Consider the following 20,422-nt stretch of genomic DNA (forward strand, 5'->3'; position numbering starts at 1 on the left):
AATGAGCACCTTAATCACCATAGGTGAAGCGGCAAAGCGCAGCGGACTAACCACTAAAATGATCCGTTATTACGAAGCCAGCGGCTTATTAAGCTCAACGACGCGAAGTGAGGCAGGTTATCGCTTGTATAACGCACAGCAATTGCAGCAGTTAACGGTAATTAAACGAGCGCGCAAGTTGGGTTTTTCGCTTGCGCAAATACAATCGCTGCTCGACTTAATGCAAAACCCGAGTCGCACTAGCCGAGAAGTGAAAGCGATAACACAGCATCATTTAGACGATATCGAGCAGAAAATTAACGAACTGCAACAAATGCAAGAAACCCTAAAACAACTTGCAGATAACTGTAGTGGTGACGAAAGTGCCGATTGCCCAATTCTTGATGGCTTGTGTCAATCAAGCGAGCAATAAGGTGTTAAATGTCGCTAAAAAATATGCTTATTTATGACTTTTAGCGACATACACACACTAAGTTTACTTAGGGTAACTAATAATATTGTGAAAAACCGCGGTTTCGCTTAGTGCTTCATAACCGTGCGGTTGATCGCTATAAAAACGAATGCTGTCGCCTTGTTTTAAGGGGTGCCATTGTTGGTCAAAAAACACCTGTAATTCACCTTCAATCACGTGAATATGCTCAATCACGCCCACATTATGCGCACTTGATAGTTGCTGGTGGCGCTCAGATAAGGTGATCTCGAATACTTCAATGCCTGTGTCTGGTTGAAACGCAAATAAGGTATTTATTTTCATACGCGGATCTTCAGGAAATACCCGCTCACTTGCGCGCAAGTCTGGTTTATCTGCGAAAAATGCTGAAAACGAGGTTTCTAACCCACTGGCAATTTTCCATAACGTGGCAATGGTTGGGCTAGATTCTTCACGTTCAATTTGGCCCAGCATGGCTTTTGATACACCAGTTAGCTTAGCGGCTTTATCTAAGCTTAGCCCTTTCTTTTGACGTTCACTTTTTAAATGTTGGGCAATTTCGGCTCTAAAAATCGCATCTTTCATAGTAACTTCTCAGTTGTGCGTTATAGCGCACGATGTTATTGTTTTGTTTGTTGTGCGTTATTACGCACAAGTTGTTAAAAATATAACACAGAGAATAACGAATGATGAACACCAAATACCTATCTGTAAGTCATATCACTGCGGGGTTTAGCGCTGTACTAATCGGTTACACCAGCTCTATTGTTATTATTTTACAAGCGGCAACGGCAGCAGGTGCCTCTGCGGCGCAAATTGAAAGTTGGTTGCTCGCCCTTGGCTTAATGATGGGACTGAGCTCAATCGGTTATTCTTGGTATTACAAAACACCTATTTTAACGGCGTGGTCTACCCCAGGGGCTGCGATGCTAGTAAGCATTGCCCCGCAACATGATTTGCCTACGTTAGTTGGTGCGTTTGTTGTTACTGGTGCGCTCATTTTCATTACGGGGCTTGTTACACCACTATCAAATGCCCTAAAACGTATTCCCTCATCACTGTCAACCGCCATGCTTGCCGCTATTTTGTTGCCGTTTTGCGTAAAAGCGTTTGAACCTATTATGAGTATGCCGGGTGTGTTTTTGTTGATGTTCATTGCTTATGCGTTAAATAAACGGTTTGCCGCAAAGTACACCATGTTAATGCTGCTTATTGTTGGTTTAGCTGCGGCGTTTTACCTTGATAATGATTTAGTAAGCACAGCACACTTTGCCGTTGCTAACCCCGCTTGGCTTACCCCAGAGTTTGACGTGATGGCGATTTTTAACGTTGCAGTGCCGCTTTATATTGTCACTATGCTGTCGCAAAATTTATCAGGTATCGCGATGATGCAAAGCTATGGATACACCGCACCGGTTAAACCTATTTTAATAGGCACAGGGGTTATAAATATGATGGCTGCACCGTTTGGTGGTTTTAGTTTAAATCTTGCTGCTATTTCTGCCGCAATGTGTATGACTGAAGAGGTTGATAGCAACAAGGGCAATCGTTATCGTGCGGTAATTTGGGCTGGTCTATTTTATATTTTAGCGGGGCTATTAGCGACAAGTGTTGTCTCTATTTTTGTTGCGTTTCCAAGCGAAGTGACCCAAATGCTTGCTGGTTTTGCATTATTGGGCACCTTATTAATGTGTTTGCAAAGTGCATTTTCAAATGCGCGCTACCGTGAAGCGTCGTTACTTACATTTTTGGTCACGCTGTCAGGCATTAGCTTTTTGGGGTTAAATGAATTATTTGGGGCTTATTATTTGGTTGGTTCTATGCCAGCTTAATGAACAAAAAGGCGGAGAATTCGTAACTAAATTAACTTTATATTGGTGTAACCACAATAGTATTAGCCGGATAAAGCGTTAATAGTGGCCAAGGCATCTTCTTGGTTGGTGAAGGCACGAACATTTAAGCCAGATTTTTCAATAAACGCGTTAAGCAAACTTAATTGCACGCGATTGGCACACACAATAGCAATCATTTGACAGTTGTTTTCAAGGCTCCACACGTAAGTTTGCCCGATGGTTTTCATTACTTCAGGGCAGCCTAAGGTTTCGTCATCAATTACATCTATGCGATACCACTTTTCAAAAAAGTTAGCGCTAACTTGCTTTTTGAGCTCTTCAAATGCGCTATTGATACCAATAACATTAAAAGGGCCAAATACATCTAACTGAAGAATATTGCCATGCCAAGAGTAGTTAACTTTTCCGTGCGCAACCATGATTACATCTGTGTTTTTAAATTGGGGTCAGTATACGGTTTAGCATATTATTTTAAAATATGTCATTTGCTATTTTTCTAACTTTAAAACAGGTAACACAATGGGTGTGAAAGCAATCTGTTACCCGTTTTATAAACACAATACCTATAGTCGCATCAACATATTTTCAATGCGGTAAGCACCTGAATGCGTTTTAACACAAGTGGTGTTTGCATCTTTTGTAAATGTGACTGGTGTGTCTTTTTGCGCGGTTTCAACGAGTGTAATTTCCTGTTTTTCGCTGTTACAAAAGTCTTGCAGTGCGCGTCGAATTTGTCCATTTGAAATGGCATTTTCAAAAACGTTTTCTTCACCTGAAATTGCTTTTTTATTTTCGCTTTTTTCTTGTTTTAGCCTTGAGAGTGTAAATTCTTCACCTGTAGGCATAAAGTGATAACGAAAGGTGTTCTTTGCCGTGTGCGCTAATATTACAACGCCTTCTTTACCGATGACTGACATATTGCCTGTGCTTTTTTCCACTTTTAGCGCAGTTGTTTCATCTACACCAAAGCCAAATTTTTGCTTGGTTGCTTGCATTAAAACGGCTAAGCGAGGGGTACGGCCACGCTCGCTAAAATGGGTATCCAAAATACCGAAATCAAAACTGCCTAACCCACCGTGTTTATCGTAAGTTAGTGTATCAAACTCAAGGTGCTGGCAGCCGCCTTGGTTTTGACAGTTTTCAGCTGGAGGCGGTGCATCAAACGCGCCATTTTTAAGTGCGTTTAGGCTACTGCCGTTAGTGATCATAGGTACATTGCCATAATTATTTTGGCCACCCGATTGCATGGCCGTGCCAGCACTTGTGCCTACTAAAATTTCTCGGTTTTGAATAACCTCAAACCAAGGGTAAGCTTCTTTTGTCTCAGCATTAATAAACACCTGCTTAGTAAGCGATTGATCCCCGCCATTAAAAAACAGGCCATCGGCGTTTTTTAGGGTACTGATTAAATTGTCGATGCCAGCGTCACACAAGGCTTTCTCTTGGGCTGTTAAATCGGGGTAAACCATGCTGCGGTTATAGGCTAAATTAATTTTGTTGCGGTACTTATCAAGGTTTTCGCAATCTTGTTTTGAAATGGCTTTAGCAAGGGCTGGGGTCAGCGCTAACCACTTTGCATTTATGTTGTATTGGTTAAATAAGCCGTTATAAAAATCCGCCGATTCATATGGGTCACGAGAAGACGCCGTGACTAAATAAAGCGTTTTATTTGGTGTGTTTTTAATGTCTAAACTAATGGCGTTTAAAATCTCAGTTGTGCCTTTGACTTTGTTTTTGTTTGCGAGCACTTGCTCACTAATGCGTTTATTATTCACAATGAGTGGTAGTTCAAGCATATCAAATACAAAGTAATATTCTTGATTGCTTAAAGCGCGATATAACGCGGCATTTTCGTTTTTAAATTTATCAATAAGCTCTGCTTTGGAAATGGCGTTTTTGCTTTTTATTTTGTTAAGTAATTTACGCGTGGCAATTTTGTGCTGTGTGTTGGTATTTGGCCAGTGTGAGTTAATCGCAGTGATGGCTATTTTGTTAACTAAATAGAGTGAATGGGTTTTTGCGTGTGATGAAAATGAAGTTTTTTCATTGCAGTTTTTTGGCGCTAAACTCGAACATGTTTTAAGTGCGCCGCCCGCTAAATAAAGTGTTTGCGCTGAGGATGTTAGGCTATAAAAAAGCGAAAACGCGAGGGTGAAATTTTTTACAAAAGACACAATGTTCATGATTAATTTCCAATCAAGTTTTAAAAAAATGGCTTGTCATCACAAAAAAAGCTGTGATATAAAAATTATGAACTTTGCGGGATGCAAACTAGCACACGCCAGTTTGTAATGTCAAAACACACGAGATGAAGAAATGTTAAAAAAAGCGAATCAGCTTGTTTGTTACTTCTACTCACCACACTACCTTTCTGAGTGGTTCGACGAGTAGACACACGGTTTTTAACCGTGGTGTTGTCTATTGGTATGCAACCCACCCCCCAAATTACAAAAACAATAAATTTGTCGATTAAACAATTAAGTTGCGTGTGATTTGCCATAATCATCACAACTAAAACACAGCATTTTTACGTCCAAATTGCATGATAGATCCGTCTATCGTTTGTGAATCTGCGTGTCTTGTTGAATCGCACCAGTCAGAAACAGGTGAAGTATGTATAACAAGTTATCCCTAGCCATTTTTGCGGCACTGTCAGTGTCAGCACAGGCTGCAGAACAAGAAACCAAAAATTCAGAAGAAGCATCAGTTGAGCGCATTGAAATAACCGGTTCACGCATTAAAGGCGTTGACCTTGAAGGCACCCAGCCGATTACTATTTTAAGTGCAGAAGACATCGAGCGTTCAGGCGCTTCATCCATTTACGAATTACTGCAAGATATTCCTCAGCTAAAAGGCGGCGCAGGCACATTCTCAACCAGTGAAAGTGGCAGTACGTCAACCTCTACACCAGCAGGGCAAGCGGCAGCTAGTTTACGTGGTATGGGACCATCGGCAACACTTACGTTGATTAATGGTCGCCGCGTTGCGCCAAGTTCATTTGCCGCAGGCACGCAAAACTTTGTCGACGTAAACTCAATTCCATTAGCAGCAATTGAGCGCGTTGAAATCTTAGCGACAGGCGCGTCGGCAATTTATGGTGCAGATGCGGTTGCAGGCGTTATTAACTATATCTTGAAAAAAGACTTCGATGGTGGCGAAGTTGAGGTGAGCTACGGTGATAGCTTTGAAGATTCAGATGAAAGTAAAAAGCAAATTAACCTTATTTGGGGCACCAAAATTGGTGACGGCAACTTAACCGTATTCGCTGATTATTATGACCGCAACCAGTTTAATGCAAGCGACCGTGATTACCTTGCATCACCTAATTTAGTTAACAGTTATTCATACTTACCAAAGCTTGAAAACACGCCAAATATTTATTACTACAGCAGCCGTGATGGCAACGAACAGCCTGCACCTAGCTGTTTAACAGAGACGGTTACAACCGAATATGGCGAGCAAATTTGTGCTTACTACGGTAATCAAGACGATGTATTACGTGCACCGTTTGAAAGTATGTCGGGCGGTTTCATGTTTAACCAAGCTGTGGGTGACCTTGTTTGGAATAGCGAGATGTTCTACAGCAAAACTAAATCTACCGCGTATTCAACACCTGCTGCAATTAACCAGCTGGATGACAGCGAAGGCCCGTGGGTAAAAGAAGATGCTTTGTTTATTTATGACGATGCTAACGGCAATAACCCATTACTTGATTCGCTGTATATTGACCCGTTTGATACTTTGCTTGGGCAAGAACAATGGGGTTTCCAATTTGATGCTCGCTTTAACGACCCTCGCACCGTTGAAGTTGAATCTGAAAATATGCGGTTTGTTACTAGCCTTGAAGGGCAATTAGCAGAGTGGGATTGGGAAACGGGCATCATGTTTTCTGAATCACGTTCAGATCAAGTGGCTGTAAAGGGCGTTTACAACCGTTATAAATTCCATGCGGCACTAGCTGGTGAGCTGTGTTCAGATGGCACAATTGCACAGCAAAATAATGGCGATATTAGCTGTGGTGCGGGTTCGTTACTTGATTTTTATAACCCATTTTTAGTGGGTGATGGCACTAACGATGCAACATTAGCGCTAACTCAAGAAACACCAACGCGTAACGGTAAAAGCCGTGTTTACGGTTGGGATTTCACGCTCTCTGGTGAACTAATGTCAATTGGCAGCAGCGATATTCAATCGTCATTTGGCCTTGAAGCCCGCAAAGAAGAGCTTTCAGATATACCATCAGCTAACGCTGTGGCGAATGCAAACAATGGCTACCTTGTTGATGTATTTGGTTATGGTTCGAGCATTGCTGAAGCTGAGCGCACGCAATTTGGTGCATTTGCCGAGCTTTATGTACCAGTAGGTGACAAAATTGAAATGCAACTTGCAGGGCGTTATGACCATTTTGATGACTTTGGCTCGACTTTTAATCCTAAGGTGAGCATAAGCTATCGCCCAGTTGATTCAGTAATGTTACGCGCAGCGTGGGCAACCTCGTTTAGAGCACCTTCGCTTACCCAAGCAGGTGTAAAACTCAGAACAACCACATCAATTTTTGATTGTGGCGCTAACCAAGCAGTAGCGGATTTATACTGCGAAGGTGACGGCACACAAGTGACGGTAAATAGTCTAGAGCTAGGTAACAGCGCACTGAATGCTGAAGAATCTGAGTCACTCTCACTTGGTTTTGCATGGAGCCCAAGTCGCGATACCACCGTCACATTAGATTACTGGCAATTTAATTACGACGATGTCATTGATACCAATATGACGGGGGTACTTGCCCGTGCTATTACTGATGAATCATTGCGCCACTGTGGTTTAGTTCCTAATGGTGAAATGGGTATTTCATACGGTGAAGACGTATGTAGTGTGACCGATAATAGCGGCCTTTTCATTGAACAAGCGGGTGCAAATTTAGATGAAATTTTAGCGGCTTACATCAATGAATATGATCCGCGCTCGTATAGCCTAGAGCTTTATCGCGACCATGTGATCCAATTAGAAAACACCGGTAGCCAAGATATTCGTGGTTTAGACATTAAAATTGATCAGCGTTTTCGTTTTGATGCGGGTGACTTAACGTTAAAAATCGACGCCACGCACTACCTTGATTACGACCGCAACAAGCCGGGCTCAGACGACATTGAGCAACTTGTTGGCACATTCCGCTACCCTGAAAATATCGGTCGTTTTTCAATTTCATTTGATGCAGAGCGTTATCACATCTCGCTTGGTGCAAACTATACTGATAGTTATCAAGATGATATAGAAGGTTTACGCGGCCGTGAAATCGACGAGTTAATTGAACTTGGCGAATTAGATGACAACGAACAGCGCGATGTGAAAAGCTGGACTGTGGTGGACTTAAGTGCGGGTTATGAAGTATCAGATTCAGTGATGATCCGCGCCAGTATCGATAACTTATTCGATAAAAAGCCACCGAGCGTTTACGGCTCATCACGTGGTTTTGACTCAATTAATCACGATGCTTACGGTACTACGTATAACCTTGGTGTAACTTACCGTTTCTAATGGGCAAGTGGGGGCAACCCCACTTTTTAAAACACACATGAAACAACAATTTAAAATGCCTGATGCGTTCGTTATTTTGTTAATGATCGCAGGACTTTGCTATCTCGTGTCTTTCTTTGTATTGCCGGGAAAATTCGACGGTATCAGCCAAGGTGCTACCGTATCGCTGGCGCAATTTAGCCAAGCAACTAGCGCACAGCCTGCAGCGCTGTTTGCAACAAACGGCGATGCAGGCTTACTTAATATTCTGTTTGAAGGCCTAGTCAGCGGTGATAGAAATGGCGCAGCAATTGGCGTAATTGCCTTTATTTTAATTACTGGTGGTGCATTTGGTGTGATGATGCATACCAAAGCCATTGATAACGGCATTATGGCGCTAATTAGCTCGACGACGCGTATTGATTGGCTGTTTATACCTAGTTTGTTTATCACCTTTGCGTTAGGCGGCGCTATTTTTGGAATGGGTGAAGAGGCCATTGCATTTTGTATTGTGCTCTTTCCGATAATGAAAAAGCTTGGTTATAACGCGCAAGTCACTGTGCTGGTGACGTATGTGGCAACGCAAATTGGTTTTGCGGCATCACCTATGAACCCGTTTAGTATTGCCATTGCGCAAAGTATTGCAGGCTTACCTGTCTTTTCAGGTGCTGAGTTGCGCACTGCCATTGCGGCAGTGTTTATTTTTGTTGGAATGGTATTTACCGTGCGCTACGCATCGAGCATTCGTAACATTGAACAAGTGCCAGAAAATACCGTGCAAGCTGCGCTTACCAATACCGACAAACTGTTGTTAGTTAGCTTTTTAGCGGTGATTGTTTGGGTGATTTATGGTGTTACGGCAAAAGGCTATTACATTCCTGAACTTGCTACACAGTTTTTTGTTTTGGGTTTAGTTGTGGCGATTATTGCCAAGCTTGGCAACAGGCAGAGTATTGAAGAGTCGGTGGCCGCGTTTAAACATGGTAGTGCCGAACTACTGCCAGCTGCGCTATTAGTTGGTCTTGCAAAAGGCTTAGTGCTATTGCTAGGTGGTGGCGATTTGGCCGAGTATTCGTTACTCAATACGCTACTTTATTATGCGGCGTCGTTTATCTCGCATGTGCCCGATGTGATAGCTGCTTGGTTTATGTATTTATTCCAATCAGTGTTTAACTTTTTTGTCTCATCGGGATCAGGTCAAGCCGCGATTACGATGCCAATTATGGCGCCACTTGCTGACTTAATTGGCGTATCGCGTCAAACAGCGGTGCTGGCATTTCAGCTAGGTGATGGCCTAACGAATATAATTATCCCAACGTCAGCTAGTTTGATTGGCTGTTTAGGCGTTGTAAAACTTTCATGGAACGAATGGGCGCAATTCATTTGGCGCTTTATGTTGTTTTTATTCTCTTTAGCAAGCGCAGTGGTCATTGTTGCGCATCTTATAAATTATCAATAAAACATTATGTTAACTCTAATTAAGCAGGCCGAGTGTTATTCCCCTAAAAGACTCGGCAAACAAGACGTGCTTATTGCAGGCACAAAAATTATTGCAATCGAAGCTGACATTAACCTCGATACCAATGTTGCGTGTGAAGTGATTGATGGCAGCGATTTAATTGTAGCGCCTGGCTTTGTTGATTCACTTGTACACATTAGTGGCGGCGGTGGCGAAGCGGGTTTTGCCAGCCGCACACCAGAAATGAACTTAACCGATGCCACCATTGCAGGCATTACCACTGTGGTTGGTGCGCTTGGTACGGATGATGTTAGCCGTACTCACAGCGACTTAATCGCCAAAGCAAAAGGGTTAAAGCAAGAAGGCTTAAACGCCTTTTGTCATACTGGTTCGTATCATTTACCCGCAAAAACACTGGGCGAAAGCATTAGTCACGACATTATGTATGTAGATGAAGTGATTGGTTTGGGTGAAGTGGCCATTAGCGATCATCGCGGTCGCCAAATTACTACGCAGCAACTCGCTGAAGTAGCAGCCGAAGCCAGAACCGCAGGCCTTTTAAGTGGTAAACGCGGCACCGTATCGATTCATGTTGGCTCAGGCAAAGAGCATGTTAATTTGCTGCATGATGTGGCCAATAACACGGATATTCCGATCTCGCAGTTTTACCCAACACATATGAACCGTAACGCCGAGCTATTAACCGCGGGCATTGAATTTTGCCGTGCAGGTGGCACCATCGACTTTACGACCAGCACTACCGAATACGATTTGGCTAACGGCGAGCTTGCCGCGGCCGAAGCCCTTGCATATTGCTTAGATAAAGGGGTGAATGTCGCGCAGCTCACCATGAGTTCAGACGGTCACGCGAGTTTGCCAATTTATAATGAGCAAAATGAGCTAGTCGGTTTTGAAGTGGGTACTGAGCTGTCATTGCTAAGTTCATTTCAGCAGGCGGTAAAACAATTTAATGTGTCGATTGAAAAGGCATTAAGTGCGATTACGATAAACCCCGCGCGCATTCTTGGTCTAAATAAGGGCGAGCTTAAACAAAATGGGGATGCCGATGTGGTGCTGCTTCGCCAATCGGATTTAACTGTGCACAGCGTATGGTGCAATGGCAAGAAAATGATTGAAGACAGCCAAATTGTTGCGAATGGATTTTTTAATAGCGCAAACTGAATTCAGGTTAATAAATCAACTTGATGATATAAGCCCAAGGGTTAGCGACAGCTAACCTTTTTTGACAAACCTTATCAAGCAACTGACTTAATTGTTTTTTTGACCTTTTTAAGTGCCATTTTTTGCTTTAAAGGCGAAAGGTAGTCAATAAACAACTTACCTTTTAAATGATCGATTTCATGCTGCAATACAATGGCAAGAAAATCATCACTTTCAATGGTTACTTCTTTGCCTGTGCGGTCTAAACCTTTAACGGTTACTTCGGTATAACGCTCTACGTCTGCGTAGTAACCAGGAACTGATAAACAGCCTTCTTGCCCCATTTCTTTGTGGTTGCCACTTATAACCTCTGGGTTGATTAAGATTAATGGTGCATCTCGTTGCTCAGAAATATCAATAATGATAATGGCTTCGCTTCTGCCTACTTGTGTTGCGGCGAGCCCAATGCCATCGTCGGTGTGATACATGGTATCTAGCATGTCATCAATTAAAGTTTGCACGCTGGCAACATCGGTTACCTTTTTGGCGTTAACTTTTAACTTCTCGTTTGGAGCTTTTAATATTTCTAAAACGGCCATTTTACCTCAATTATTTTTGGCTAATCGCCCTTCGTGGGGCTTTGAGTGCTTGCTGATTAAATATGACAAACAAGCTAAGTGTTATGATGGCGCAATTGTATGTTAGATAAGCCCCGATTGATAAACGTTATTTTCGATTTTTGTGCCAGCAAATTCAAAATTGAGTTGGCCAATTTTGCGAAACCCTAAATGCAAATAAAACCCGTTAGACTCGTTTTCAACCCAAGTGTACAGCCAATACACGTTACCAAACTCGTGTTCTACCGCGGTTAAAAGTTGTTTACCTAACCCATGGCCTTTAAATTGGGTATCGATATACAGTTTTTCAAGCTCAAAACCATTATTTGCCGATTGATAGTGAGAGTTCATATTAAGCAGCGCATAGCCTTGTATTACTTGGTCTTTTTCAATCACTAATAAGTTGTAATCTGGCGAATCAAGTAACGAACTAAAATAGCTTTCAGTAAATGTAGCAAGGGCATATTGCGCGTATTCGCGCTTTATGCCTTCAACGGCATAGGTGTCGAGCCACACTTTTATTGAAAGGGCGGCTAATTGTAAGCAATCGTCCTTGCATGCATGTCGAATCATAGTTTTTTATAGATGTCTTCTATTATTGTTCTTTTACTAACGCTACTTTTTTAATGCCATGGCTGGGTGTAAAACGCTTAAACTCATTAAAACCGTGTTTTTGGTATAAGCTAATAGCAGGCGCGTTGACCACTGCGGTTTCAACAATGGCTTTGCTAAAATCAAACGCATTTAACACATATTCCATCAGTTTTCCGGCAATGCCTTTACGAAAATGCTCTGGCGCTACGGTTAAACTGCCTATGTCTAATAGGTTGTCTTGATATGTGATTTCGATAACACCAGCAAGGCTGTCACCCTCATAAAAACCATAAAACAAGGTATTTGAGTTTGCTATATCCTGTGGCGTGCGCGATAGCGGTGGAAAATTATCGGTGCCAATTAATGCTGCTTCAATTTTATAAGAAGCTTGAAACACAGCGTAAATGTGCGAAGCAATATCGCTATTTGAATGGGTAAGTTGAGCTATCATATTTTGTTAATTAACTGCCTAACTGGGTAATATGCAAAAGTTCGCCCGAAGGTCCCCAAAGATAAAAGACTTTGCCCCAAGACATTTGTTGAATTGGTGAGATTTTAGTTTTGTATTTTGAGTTGCTACATAACTCAAATGCGTCATCGATATCCGAAACGCAAATTTGCAACATAAAGTTATTTGCTAAATCTTCGTTGTAAAAGCGCTGCAAGAAGAAAAGACAATCGCCATTTTCAAAAAGGGTAAGATCGTCGCTCACATATTCAGACTTAAAGCCAATTTCAGCATAAAAAGATAAAGAAACCTCGTAGTCTTTACTCGGAATAAATGTTTTTATATCGATAACTTCCATGAAATTTCCATAAATAAGCAGCACGTATTAACACTTAAAAAGTGCAATAGTGAAATGGCTAAGGGCAAAGTAAGTGCGCCCAAAAATTTACAAAACTATAAATAGCGCACGTGCATTAGTAAACCTTTCAATAACTAAAGATAACTAAATGCATTTAAAAACGTAGGTTTAGGTTATCTAAATGACTGGTTTTGTAGATGTTTTACGGCAAATAGGCTTTAAGCTAAAGTAAATTGTATGCTTACTAAACTCATTACAGCTCACTAATTTTAAGCATTTATTAAAGACAATTTCACACAAATGTTTATTTTGTATATTTTATACGATATAGTCGGGCAATAAAGATTTTATACAAAAGGTAATACGATGCAAACAAATAGTACAGATTGGCGTTATACGGTTATGCCTGCCGTGTTTACATGGTTAAAAGAGACTGAAACAGGCGCACTTGAAATTGACCTAGTTGCAACACAAAAGTACGCAGCAGATATTTTACGTGTTGAAGGTAAAGCTGGCACACGCATGGGTGGTCTTGTTGGTTCGGGCACGCTGGGTGAAAACAGCTACCTAAGCGCTGAGCAGCGTCTTTCTTTACTAAGTGCGCTTTCTGAGGTTGCTAAAGAATTTAACGTACCTTTAATTAGTGGTGCTGCGGCAGAAACCAAAGAAGCGCTTGCAACGATTGTTAAAGAACTGGCAACAGTAGGTGTAGATACGGTAATGGTAATGCCACCAAAAACCCAAGAAGCACCTTCTGATGATGAAATGTATGCTTACTACGCGCTTGCTGCAGACGCAGCACGTGAAGCTGGTGTTACTATTATGCCTTACAATAATCCAGATGCAGCGGGTTACCATGCACTTTCAACCGATATTTTAAGAAAACTAGCAGCACTGCCAGAAGTAACAGCACTTAAAATCTCAACAACGGACGTTTCAGTTATTGAAACACTGATGTTAGAAAACAAAGATGCAAAAATCTTAGCAGGTGTAGACACAGTAACTGTTCACGCAGGCCTTGCTGGCGCATGTGGCGGCATTACAGGTGTTGGGTGTATCTTCCCGAAAGCAAGCGTAACCATGCAAGAGTATGTAAGTGACGGCAATTGGGCTGAAGCGAATAAAATCTCGCAAGCAATGAACTCAATTTCATACCTTGATGCTCAGCCACTGTTATTAGAATACCTAAAGTTTGCATTTGGTATTCACCACAATGACGAACAAGGCGGCCTACGCACATTAGGCAAAAAGCTTACGGCAGCGCAAATTGATGATGTACGCGCACGTTACCAACTTGCAAAAGAGCGCCTCGAAGCACTTGGTTTAGCTGAATAACACTTTTAGTTTTTTGAAACGATCAAAGCTCCGTTTACGGAGCTTTTTTTGTGGGTTTTGGAAATTAGCTACTTTGGTTTTATTATACTTTTTCAGACTTTTTATCTTCTAAGTGGTCACTGTAATACCAAGCTGCAATAGAGACTAATATCCATGTTGGGGATTCTGTGTAACCTTCATCAACAAAGAAATATATTAGGGTTGTGATGATTCCCAAAATAAACGATACCCAAGCGATTACATCCCATATTTTAGGATCTTTCATTCGATTTCCTTTATTTTTGTTAAGGGGAGCTATGCAGAAAGAACCAATAGAAACGAAACAATCCACACTGCGAAATACGCCATATTATGATTTAAATTCTTTGCTCTTTGAAAAAGGTAAACAGGTACTAGCCAAGTCATACCTTTAAACTTTTCGGTGTTGTGCCCAGCTTGTGAGAGCCTTTTCTCATCTAGATAAGATAATGCAACGTTTAAAATAATAGTTATGTAAAAGTACTTTGCTTCAGCCATAGCTTTCTCAGCTTTCCATTCACTGCTATTTATTGCACCTGCAACTACCCACTCAAGAAAATAACCAATTATTGGAGCAAAAGCTAATATCCATACAACCGTGTTATTTACATGCTCACCCGAAAGAGGGGGTGGGGAAGTTTTATCTAGATGAATGTTAAGTTCAGTATCTTCGATTTTAGTCCAATCAGAAAACCCTTTTTTCCAAACTGATGTTCCGTGTGAAACTGTCCCATTTTCTATCAGTCCTATAATCTCGGACTCCCCAACACCCCCTTTCCTTTCTCCTTTGTATTCATAAAACCATAAAATAGGTGGTTCTTGACTATGCTTGGTCATTGTATTTCCTTTTATTTGATTAGTGCTTAATGACACAGAATGTAGGGCTCAGCCTATTTGTTTGCTTAAAAACATTCTTGGTTTAGATTGAAATTCATTCCAAAAAGATAACCATGACTTTTTAGAAAAAGTGAATATTCACATAGACCAGAATTAATTTTGATTTTAGTATTTAATTGCTTATTTATTGATATGTCTATTAACTAAATAGCTTATTAAATTCAAACAGCTGCATTCTAATCTCAATATTAATTCTCAGTTATCACTCTCTATTACATCTCATTCAATACAGGCTTTTTGAACTTGTTACACGCTTGTTTTGTTTTTCTTTTATAGCCAAATCAAGCAAAACTCCCACCTTTCCAAATACACGTTTTGTTACAAACAGTTAACGCGATTAATTCTCATTTAAATGTGTTTTTATCTATTTAAATCAGTTGGTTATATCAGTTGACTGAACTGTTCAGATTGTATACCGTTAACGGCTAAAAATTATAATCAAGGAATGTATGCAGTGCTTGAAGTGAAGAATCTGTATCGCGAGTATGGCAGTGGAGAAACGCGCGTTACTGCGTTAAACGATGTCTCTATCACCATCGACGAAGGGGAGTTCGTCGCCATTATGGGCTCGTCAGGCTCAGGTAAATCAACGCTAATGAATATTTTGGGCTGTTTAGATACGCCAACTAAAGGCGAGTATTTTTTGTCTAAACAATCAATTCAAGATATGTGTGATGAAGACTTATCAAAAATCCGTAATCAGCGTATTGGCTTTATTTTTCAAACCTTTCATTTGTTAACCCGTTTAACCGCACTTGAAAATGTTACCTTACCGCTTAGGTACAGTGATATATCGCCAGAACAAGCAAAACAAAAAGGGTTAGCTATGCTTGCCAAGGTAGGGCTTGATCATAGGGCAGGGCATAAGCCAAATGAAATGTCCGGTGGGCAAAGGCAACGTGTGGCAATAGCCAGAGCCTTAGTTAATGAGCCTAAAGTGATTTTTGCCGATGAACCAACCGGTAACCTAGACAGCAAAACATCCCACGAAATTATGTCACTGTTATGTGACCTGCACGCCCAAGGCCACACCATTGTGATGGTGACCCACGAAGAAGACATTGCCGAGTACGCTAAGCGCATTATTCGCATGAAAGATGGTGTGAAAATAGAGGATAGCGTTCAATGAAAACACTTAAACTTAGCGTACTGCCATTGATGCTTGCAAGCGCGCTTTTTACAACGCAGGTGTTTGCATCGCAAAATATTTTTATTACTGGGGAAATAAAAGCGAGCGACAGCCAAACCTTTTTTGCACCGCAAAGTGATACATGGCGCATTCAAGTTGAATGGATGTTACCTGAGGGCGAAGTTGCCAAACCTGGTGATGTGGTTGTGGTATTTGAGGGCGGCTCAATTGCCAGCACTATTGAACAAGACGAAGTAAGCCTTAATACCGCACAAGATGAATTAAAACGCGAACAAAACAAGGGCAAACAAGCCATTTTAGAAGCCGAATTTGCGCTTGCCCGTGCTGATTTGTTACTTGAAAAAGCCAAAATTGATGCGGCTGTGCCTAAAAGCCATGTGAGCGCGTTTGATTATGAAGAAAACCAGCTAAAGCTTGAGCAAGCGGTGATTCAAAAACACAAAGCTAAAGCAAGCCTAGCTGAGGCCAAAACTACGGCGCGGGTAAACATTCGCAAGCAAGAAATCGAAATAGAACATTTGCAAATTAACTTAAAAGAAAACCGCGAACGTTTGCAAAAACTTACCCATAAGGCCACCAATCAAGGCCCCATTTTGTATGGTAATCACCCTTGGTATGGCACTAAATTATTTTCAGGCGTTACTGCACAACCTGGTTGGAAGATTGCTGAAATTCCAGCAATGACCGGCCTTTATTTAGAAGCTTGGGTGCACGAAATTGATTATAAGCACTTAAAGCAAGAGCAAACAATGTCGCTTACGCTTGATGCGTATCAAGATACGCCACTCACTGCAAAATTAAGCGATATTTCAACACAACCGGAAGAGCGCAAAGAGTGGGGTAAAGATGCCTACTATCGCGCAGTGTTTGAGTTTGAAGACACACAGCAGCTGAAAATTTTACCGGGTATGACGGGGCGTGTTGTGGTGCAAGGAGGCAGTAATGAATAAGTTTAAGCTTGGCTTAGTTGCAAGCCTAATCGCGTTTTCGCTTAGTGGTTGCGGTGATGATGAATTTGATTATCACACCATTGAAAAAACTAGCCTGCAATTGGCTGTGCAAGCCAATGGTGAATTAGAGTCGGCACAGCAATCGCTTATTGCACCGCCGTCTATTTCGCGTATGTGGCAATACAAGGTGAAGTTTTTAGCGCCTGAGAATAAACAAGTGAAAAAAGGCGAGATGGTTGCCTCTTTTGATGATAAACCCGTGCGCGACCGCTTAATTGAAAAAACCAGCGAATATGATCGCGCAGTAAAAGAGCTCGAAAACCAAAAAGCGCTAGAAATTAAAAACCAAGAAGAATTAAAACTCGCCCTTGCAGAAGCGCAAATGAATTACGATATTGCCAAGCGTAAGGCCGATATTAACGATGATTCAATGTCGGATAACGACAAACGCAAGGCACAGATTGATTTTACCATTGCGCAAAATGATCTTGAGCTGGCTAAGAAAAAACTGACCTTTCAAGATGAAACCAAAGCGCTCAACATTCGTTTAGCTAAAGGTAAAGCCGAGCGCTTAAAAGCAGAAGTTGATGCCCTAGAGCAAGATATTGAAAAGCTCAAAGTAAAAGCACCCATGGATGGCATTGTAATGTATTACATAGATGCCAGTGGCGAAAAGCCTACGGTAGGTGAAAGTGTGCAATTTGGTCAGCCGGTAATTGAATTAGCGGTGATTGAAGATATGCAGGTAAAAGCGCAAATAGATGAAGCTGACTTTGGCCGCATTGCACTTAATCAGAATGTTAAAGTGACCATTGATGGCTCTGAGCCGATTATTACATCGGGCAAAATAACCAGTATTGGCAGTGCGTTTCGTGAAAAATCGCCGCAAGATAAACACCGAATCGTCGACACCTTAATTAAACTCGATAATATTAATGCAGCTGCAATGCGCCCAGGGTTAACCGCCCGCGTAGAGATTGCTACCGATAAAATTGACGATGTATTGATTGTGCCTGTAAGCGCATTGCATAGCGACCAATCAAGCGCGTATGTAATTGAAAAAAATGGTGATAAAACCCCTGTTACGGTAGGTAATATTAGTAATGGTTTTGCGGTAATAAAAAGCGGTATTGAACAAGGAGAGGTAGTGCGTTTATGAAGTATTTAGCTATTGTTGTAAGCGCGATTTTGTTAACCGCGTGCTCAAAACCCGATGATGTAGCTGCTGAGCTTACGTTCACTGTGCAAAAAGCCCCGTTTAAAAATTATGTAGAGGCAAAAGGTGAGTTGATTGCCGCCAATGAAACCGTGATTAGCACCCCTGCGTCATCGCGCGGGCCGCAAACGCTGGCGTGGTTAATGCCTGAATATTCTCAGGTTAAAAAAGGTGAAGTGATTGCACGGTTTGATGGTCGTGTAATGATTAAGCAAAAGCGCGAGAGTGATTTTTCAAACCAAAAAGTGTCGCAAGATTTATCGGGTAAAAATACCGAAATCGACACGCGCAGACAACACTTAGGGTTTGATATGGAAATCGTTGAAGAAGAAAAGCAATTTGCTGAAAATTTCTCTATCGACGATGACCGTATTATCTCGAAACTTGAGATTTTAGAGCAAGCGCAAAAGGTCGACTATTTAAATGCCAAAACGGCCTATTTTAATTGGCAGTCTGATCAGTTTAATAGCAGCGCGCAAGGCGAGTTAGACCTGTTAAACATGCAGAGCCAGCAGCATCAAAGCAAAATTAATATGCTCGATGGCAATTTGTCGTCGTTAGAGGTGGTTGCCCCGCACGATGGCTTGCTTACCCACAGTGTAAACTGGCATGGTGAAAAGCCAAGAGCAGGGCAAACTTTATGGCCGGGCCAAAAAATTGCGGGCTTGCCTGATACCTCGGTTATGCAAATCAAGTTGTTTGTAAAAGAGCGCGAAGCGATTAATTTAAAACAAGATCAAGCAATTGAGTTTTCGCTTATTTCAACACCCAATAAAATCTTTACAGGCAAAATAAGTAAGCTTGCACCGTTTCCTAAATCAATTAAGCGACAAGATCCGCAAAAGTATTACGAAATCACCGCCAGTATTGATGAGCAAGGCGACTACTTACGACCGGGCTTAAAAGTGGTGGCAAACATAGTGGCGGATCAGCCAGCCGAAAAACTAATCGTACCAAAATTTAGCGTATTTGCTGACGAAGAAGGCGCGTATGTGCAACTTAAAACGGCATCGGGTTACAGCAAAGCGCCAGTTACCTTAGGCGCAAGTAATTTAAGCCATGTTGAAATTGTAAAGGGCCTTTCCAAAGGTGATGTAATTGCGCTAGTTGAGCAGGAGGGCAAACTATGAATTTAGTCGGATTATTTAAAGATGCCGCAGTGCAATTGCAACAGCATAAAATGCGCACTTTTTTAACCTTGCTCGGTATGATCTTTGGTGTAGGTGCGGTAATTGCTATGTTGAACATTGGTGAAGGTGCACAGCGTGAAGCACTGAAAATGATTGATTCAATGGGCCTTAATAACGTAATTGTAGAAGCTAAAGACTTTGAAGAGGATGAACTTAGAGAGCAGCGTAAGCACTCAGACGGGTTATCGCTTAACGATGGCAAAGTTGCAGTTGAAGCCTTGCCGTTTATCAACGATTTTGCCGCTGAAAAAGTGGTTGAAACCTACCATGTGTTTAGTGAATACGCCAAATTTGATGGCCAAGCGGTAGGTGTAAGTGAAAACTACTTTGAGCTTGCACATTTTGATTTAAGTGCCGGGCGATTGCTTAATCAGCAAGATGGGCAACATTTTTCGCAAGTGGCGCTTCTTGGTGCAAATACCGCGCGTACTTTGTTCCCGCTTGGCGATGCGGTGGGAAAATCAGTCAAAATTAACCATTTGTGGTTTGAAGTGGTGGGTATTCTTGAAGCGCCATTTTTAAAGAAAAAAGAGTTTCAGGGCGTTAAATTAGGCGATGAACAAAATCAGATTTTTATTCCGCTTAAAACTGCAATTCACCGTTTTAAAAGCGAATTACTCGACCCCGAAATTACCCGTATTAAACTTGCTACTGAACCGGGCTTTAGCCCTGTGATGGCCGCGCAAGCGATTGATGCTTTAGTGAAAGGGCGTCATAACGATATTGATGATTACAAGCTGATTGTGCCTGCCGCGTTATTGGCGCAGCAAAAGCAAACCCAACAAATTTTTAATATTGTAATGTCGTGCGTAGCGGGGATTTCGCTGCTGGTGGGCGGCATTGGCATTATGAACATTATGCTAGCCACTGTGCTTGAACGCACCAAAGAAATTGGTTTATTGCGCGCCATTGGCGCAACGCAAAAGAACATTCAAGTGCAGTTTATTACTGAGAGTTTTACTATTTCCATTTTAGGTGGCTTACTGGGTGTGTTCTTTGGTATTGCACTCTCAGAGCTGATTGCTTTTTACTCCCAGTGGGCGGTGTCGTGGTCGCTGAGCGCAATTGTGCTATCGTTTAGCATCTGTGCTTTGGTAGGCCTTGTTTTTGGTGTTTACCCCGCGATTAAGGCTTCTAAGCTTGATCCGATTGATGCACTGCAAAGTGATTAATATTAGTGAGGTAAATATAAAAAGGGTTAGCGCTATGCTAACCCCTTTGTTGGGTTGTAA

Annotated in this window: 20 protein-coding genes; 11 read left to right on the plus strand and 9 right to left on the minus strand. The window is 41.7% G+C overall.

The features are described 5' to 3' along the window. The first annotated feature begins 1 nt into the window (after position 1). Complete coding sequence (gene cueR, locus C2M30_RS15630; RefSeq protein WP_105172338.1) at positions 2–412, plus strand: Cu(I)-responsive transcriptional regulator; 411 nt, start codon at positions 2–4, stop codon at positions 410–412. 63 nt (positions 413–475) lie between these two features. Here cueR and C2M30_RS15635 read toward each other — a convergent pair whose 3' ends face one another. After that, entirely contained in the window at positions 476–1,015 is a 540-nt protein-coding gene (locus tag C2M30_RS15635; RefSeq protein ID WP_105172339.1) for a helix-turn-helix domain-containing protein, read from the minus strand. A gap of 101 nt (positions 1,016–1,116) precedes the next feature. Here C2M30_RS15635 and C2M30_RS15640 point away from each other — a divergent pair, with 101 nt between their 5' ends. Next, entirely contained in the window at positions 1,117–2,262 is a 1,146-nt protein-coding gene (locus C2M30_RS15640) for a benzoate/H(+) symporter BenE family transporter (RefSeq protein WP_234004754.1), read from the plus strand. 62 nt (positions 2,263–2,324) lie between these two features. Here C2M30_RS15640 and C2M30_RS15645 read toward each other — a convergent pair whose 3' ends face one another. Both C2M30_RS15645 and C2M30_RS15650 read right to left on the minus strand, forming a co-directional pair. Beyond that, positions 2,325–2,702, minus strand: a complete 378-nt coding sequence (locus tag C2M30_RS15645) for a hypothetical protein (RefSeq protein ID WP_105172341.1) — start codon at positions 2,700–2,702, stop codon at positions 2,325–2,327. Between the two features lie 144 nt (positions 2,703–2,846). Continuing rightward, positions 2,847–4,466, minus strand: coding sequence for a cyanophycinase (locus tag C2M30_RS15650; RefSeq protein ID WP_105172342.1), 1,620 nt, complete (start codon positions 4,464–4,466; stop codon positions 2,847–2,849). Positions 4,467–4,896: 430 nt separating this feature from the next. On the opposite strand from C2M30_RS15650, the gene C2M30_RS15660 reads away from it, so the two are divergent. From C2M30_RS15660 to iadA, 3 genes are read left to right on the plus strand one after another with little or no spacing between them, the layout of a single operon-like run. Further along, entirely contained in the window at positions 4,897–7,818 is a 2,922-nt protein-coding gene (locus tag C2M30_RS15660) for a TonB-dependent receptor (protein WP_105172344.1), read from the plus strand. Positions 7,819–7,855: 37 nt separating this feature from the next. Beyond that, entirely contained in the window at positions 7,856–9,256 is a 1,401-nt protein-coding gene (gene yfcC, locus C2M30_RS15665; RefSeq protein ID WP_105172345.1) for a putative basic amino acid antiporter YfcC, read from the plus strand. A gap of 6 nt (positions 9,257–9,262) precedes the next feature. Further along, positions 9,263–10,438, plus strand: coding sequence for a beta-aspartyl-peptidase (iadA, locus tag C2M30_RS15670; RefSeq protein WP_105172346.1), 1,176 nt, complete (start codon positions 9,263–9,265; stop codon positions 10,436–10,438). Between the two features lie 74 nt (positions 10,439–10,512). Here iadA and def read toward each other — a convergent pair whose 3' ends face one another. The 4 genes from def to C2M30_RS15690 form a co-directional block, all read right to left on the minus strand. Continuing rightward, on the minus strand, positions 10,513–11,016 hold the full coding sequence (def, locus tag C2M30_RS15675) for a peptide deformylase (protein ID WP_105172347.1): 504 nt from the start codon (positions 11,014–11,016) through the stop codon (positions 10,513–10,515). Positions 11,017–11,118: 102 nt separating this feature from the next. After that, the gene (locus C2M30_RS15680) at positions 11,119–11,607 is read right to left on the minus strand and encodes a GNAT family N-acetyltransferase (RefSeq protein WP_105172348.1); all 489 of its coding nucleotides are present in this window, start codon (positions 11,605–11,607) and stop codon (positions 11,119–11,121) included. Between the two features lie 22 nt (positions 11,608–11,629). Continuing rightward, complete coding sequence (locus C2M30_RS15685) at positions 11,630–12,079, minus strand: GNAT family N-acetyltransferase (protein WP_105172349.1); 450 nt, start codon at positions 12,077–12,079, stop codon at positions 11,630–11,632. A 10-nt stretch (positions 12,080–12,089) separates the two neighbouring features. Next, positions 12,090–12,434 (minus strand): lactoylglutathione lyase, encoded by a 345-nt coding sequence (locus tag C2M30_RS15690; RefSeq protein ID WP_105172350.1) that lies wholly within the window; start codon positions 12,432–12,434, stop codon positions 12,090–12,092. A gap of 366 nt (positions 12,435–12,800) precedes the next feature. Between C2M30_RS15690 and C2M30_RS15695 the strand changes: the two genes are divergently transcribed. Continuing rightward, complete coding sequence (locus C2M30_RS15695; protein ID WP_105172351.1) at positions 12,801–13,769, plus strand: dihydrodipicolinate synthase family protein; 969 nt, start codon at positions 12,801–12,803, stop codon at positions 13,767–13,769. Positions 13,770–13,851: 82 nt separating this feature from the next. On the opposite strand, the gene C2M30_RS15700 is transcribed toward C2M30_RS15695, so the two are convergent. After that, positions 13,852–14,034, minus strand: a complete 183-nt coding sequence (locus C2M30_RS15700) for a hypothetical protein (RefSeq protein WP_105172352.1) — start codon at positions 14,032–14,034, stop codon at positions 13,852–13,854. A 29-nt stretch (positions 14,035–14,063) separates the two neighbouring features. Beyond that, positions 14,064–14,624: a DUF4339 domain-containing protein gene (locus C2M30_RS15705; protein ID WP_105172353.1), complete on the minus strand. Its 561-nt coding sequence runs from the start codon at positions 14,622–14,624 to the stop codon at positions 14,064–14,066. A gap of 514 nt (positions 14,625–15,138) precedes the next feature. Between C2M30_RS15705 and C2M30_RS15710 the strand changes: the two genes are divergently transcribed. Genes C2M30_RS15710 through C2M30_RS15730 form a run of 5 tightly spaced genes read left to right on the plus strand, consistent with a single transcriptional unit; the run spans position 15,139 to position 20,362 of the window. Continuing rightward, the gene (locus C2M30_RS15710) at positions 15,139–15,813 is read left to right on the plus strand and encodes an ABC transporter ATP-binding protein (RefSeq protein ID WP_100915825.1); all 675 of its coding nucleotides are present in this window, start codon (positions 15,139–15,141) and stop codon (positions 15,811–15,813) included. Further along, the gene (locus C2M30_RS15715) at positions 15,810–16,784 is read left to right on the plus strand and encodes an HlyD family secretion protein (protein ID WP_105172354.1); all 975 of its coding nucleotides are present in this window, start codon (positions 15,810–15,812) and stop codon (positions 16,782–16,784) included. Before C2M30_RS15710 ends, C2M30_RS15715 begins: the two co-directional genes overlap by 4 nt. Then, positions 16,777–17,943, plus strand: coding sequence for an efflux RND transporter periplasmic adaptor subunit (locus tag C2M30_RS15720; protein WP_105172355.1), 1,167 nt, complete (start codon positions 16,777–16,779; stop codon positions 17,941–17,943). The genes C2M30_RS15715 and C2M30_RS15720 overlap by 8 nt, the downstream gene beginning before the upstream one ends. Then, positions 17,940–19,130: an efflux RND transporter periplasmic adaptor subunit gene (locus tag C2M30_RS15725; protein ID WP_105172356.1), complete on the plus strand. Its 1,191-nt coding sequence runs from the start codon at positions 17,940–17,942 to the stop codon at positions 19,128–19,130. The genes C2M30_RS15720 and C2M30_RS15725 overlap by 4 nt, the downstream gene beginning before the upstream one ends. After that, positions 19,127–20,362: an ABC transporter permease gene (locus C2M30_RS15730; protein WP_105172357.1), complete on the plus strand. Its 1,236-nt coding sequence runs from the start codon at positions 19,127–19,129 to the stop codon at positions 20,360–20,362. The genes C2M30_RS15725 and C2M30_RS15730 overlap by 4 nt, the downstream gene beginning before the upstream one ends. The last annotated feature ends 60 nt before the right edge of the window (positions 20,363–20,422 follow it).

It is taken from the genome of Pseudoalteromonas sp. T1lg24 (assembly GCF_002964745.1).
GTDB lineage: Bacteria > Pseudomonadota > Gammaproteobacteria > Enterobacterales > Alteromonadaceae > Pseudoalteromonas > Pseudoalteromonas spongiae.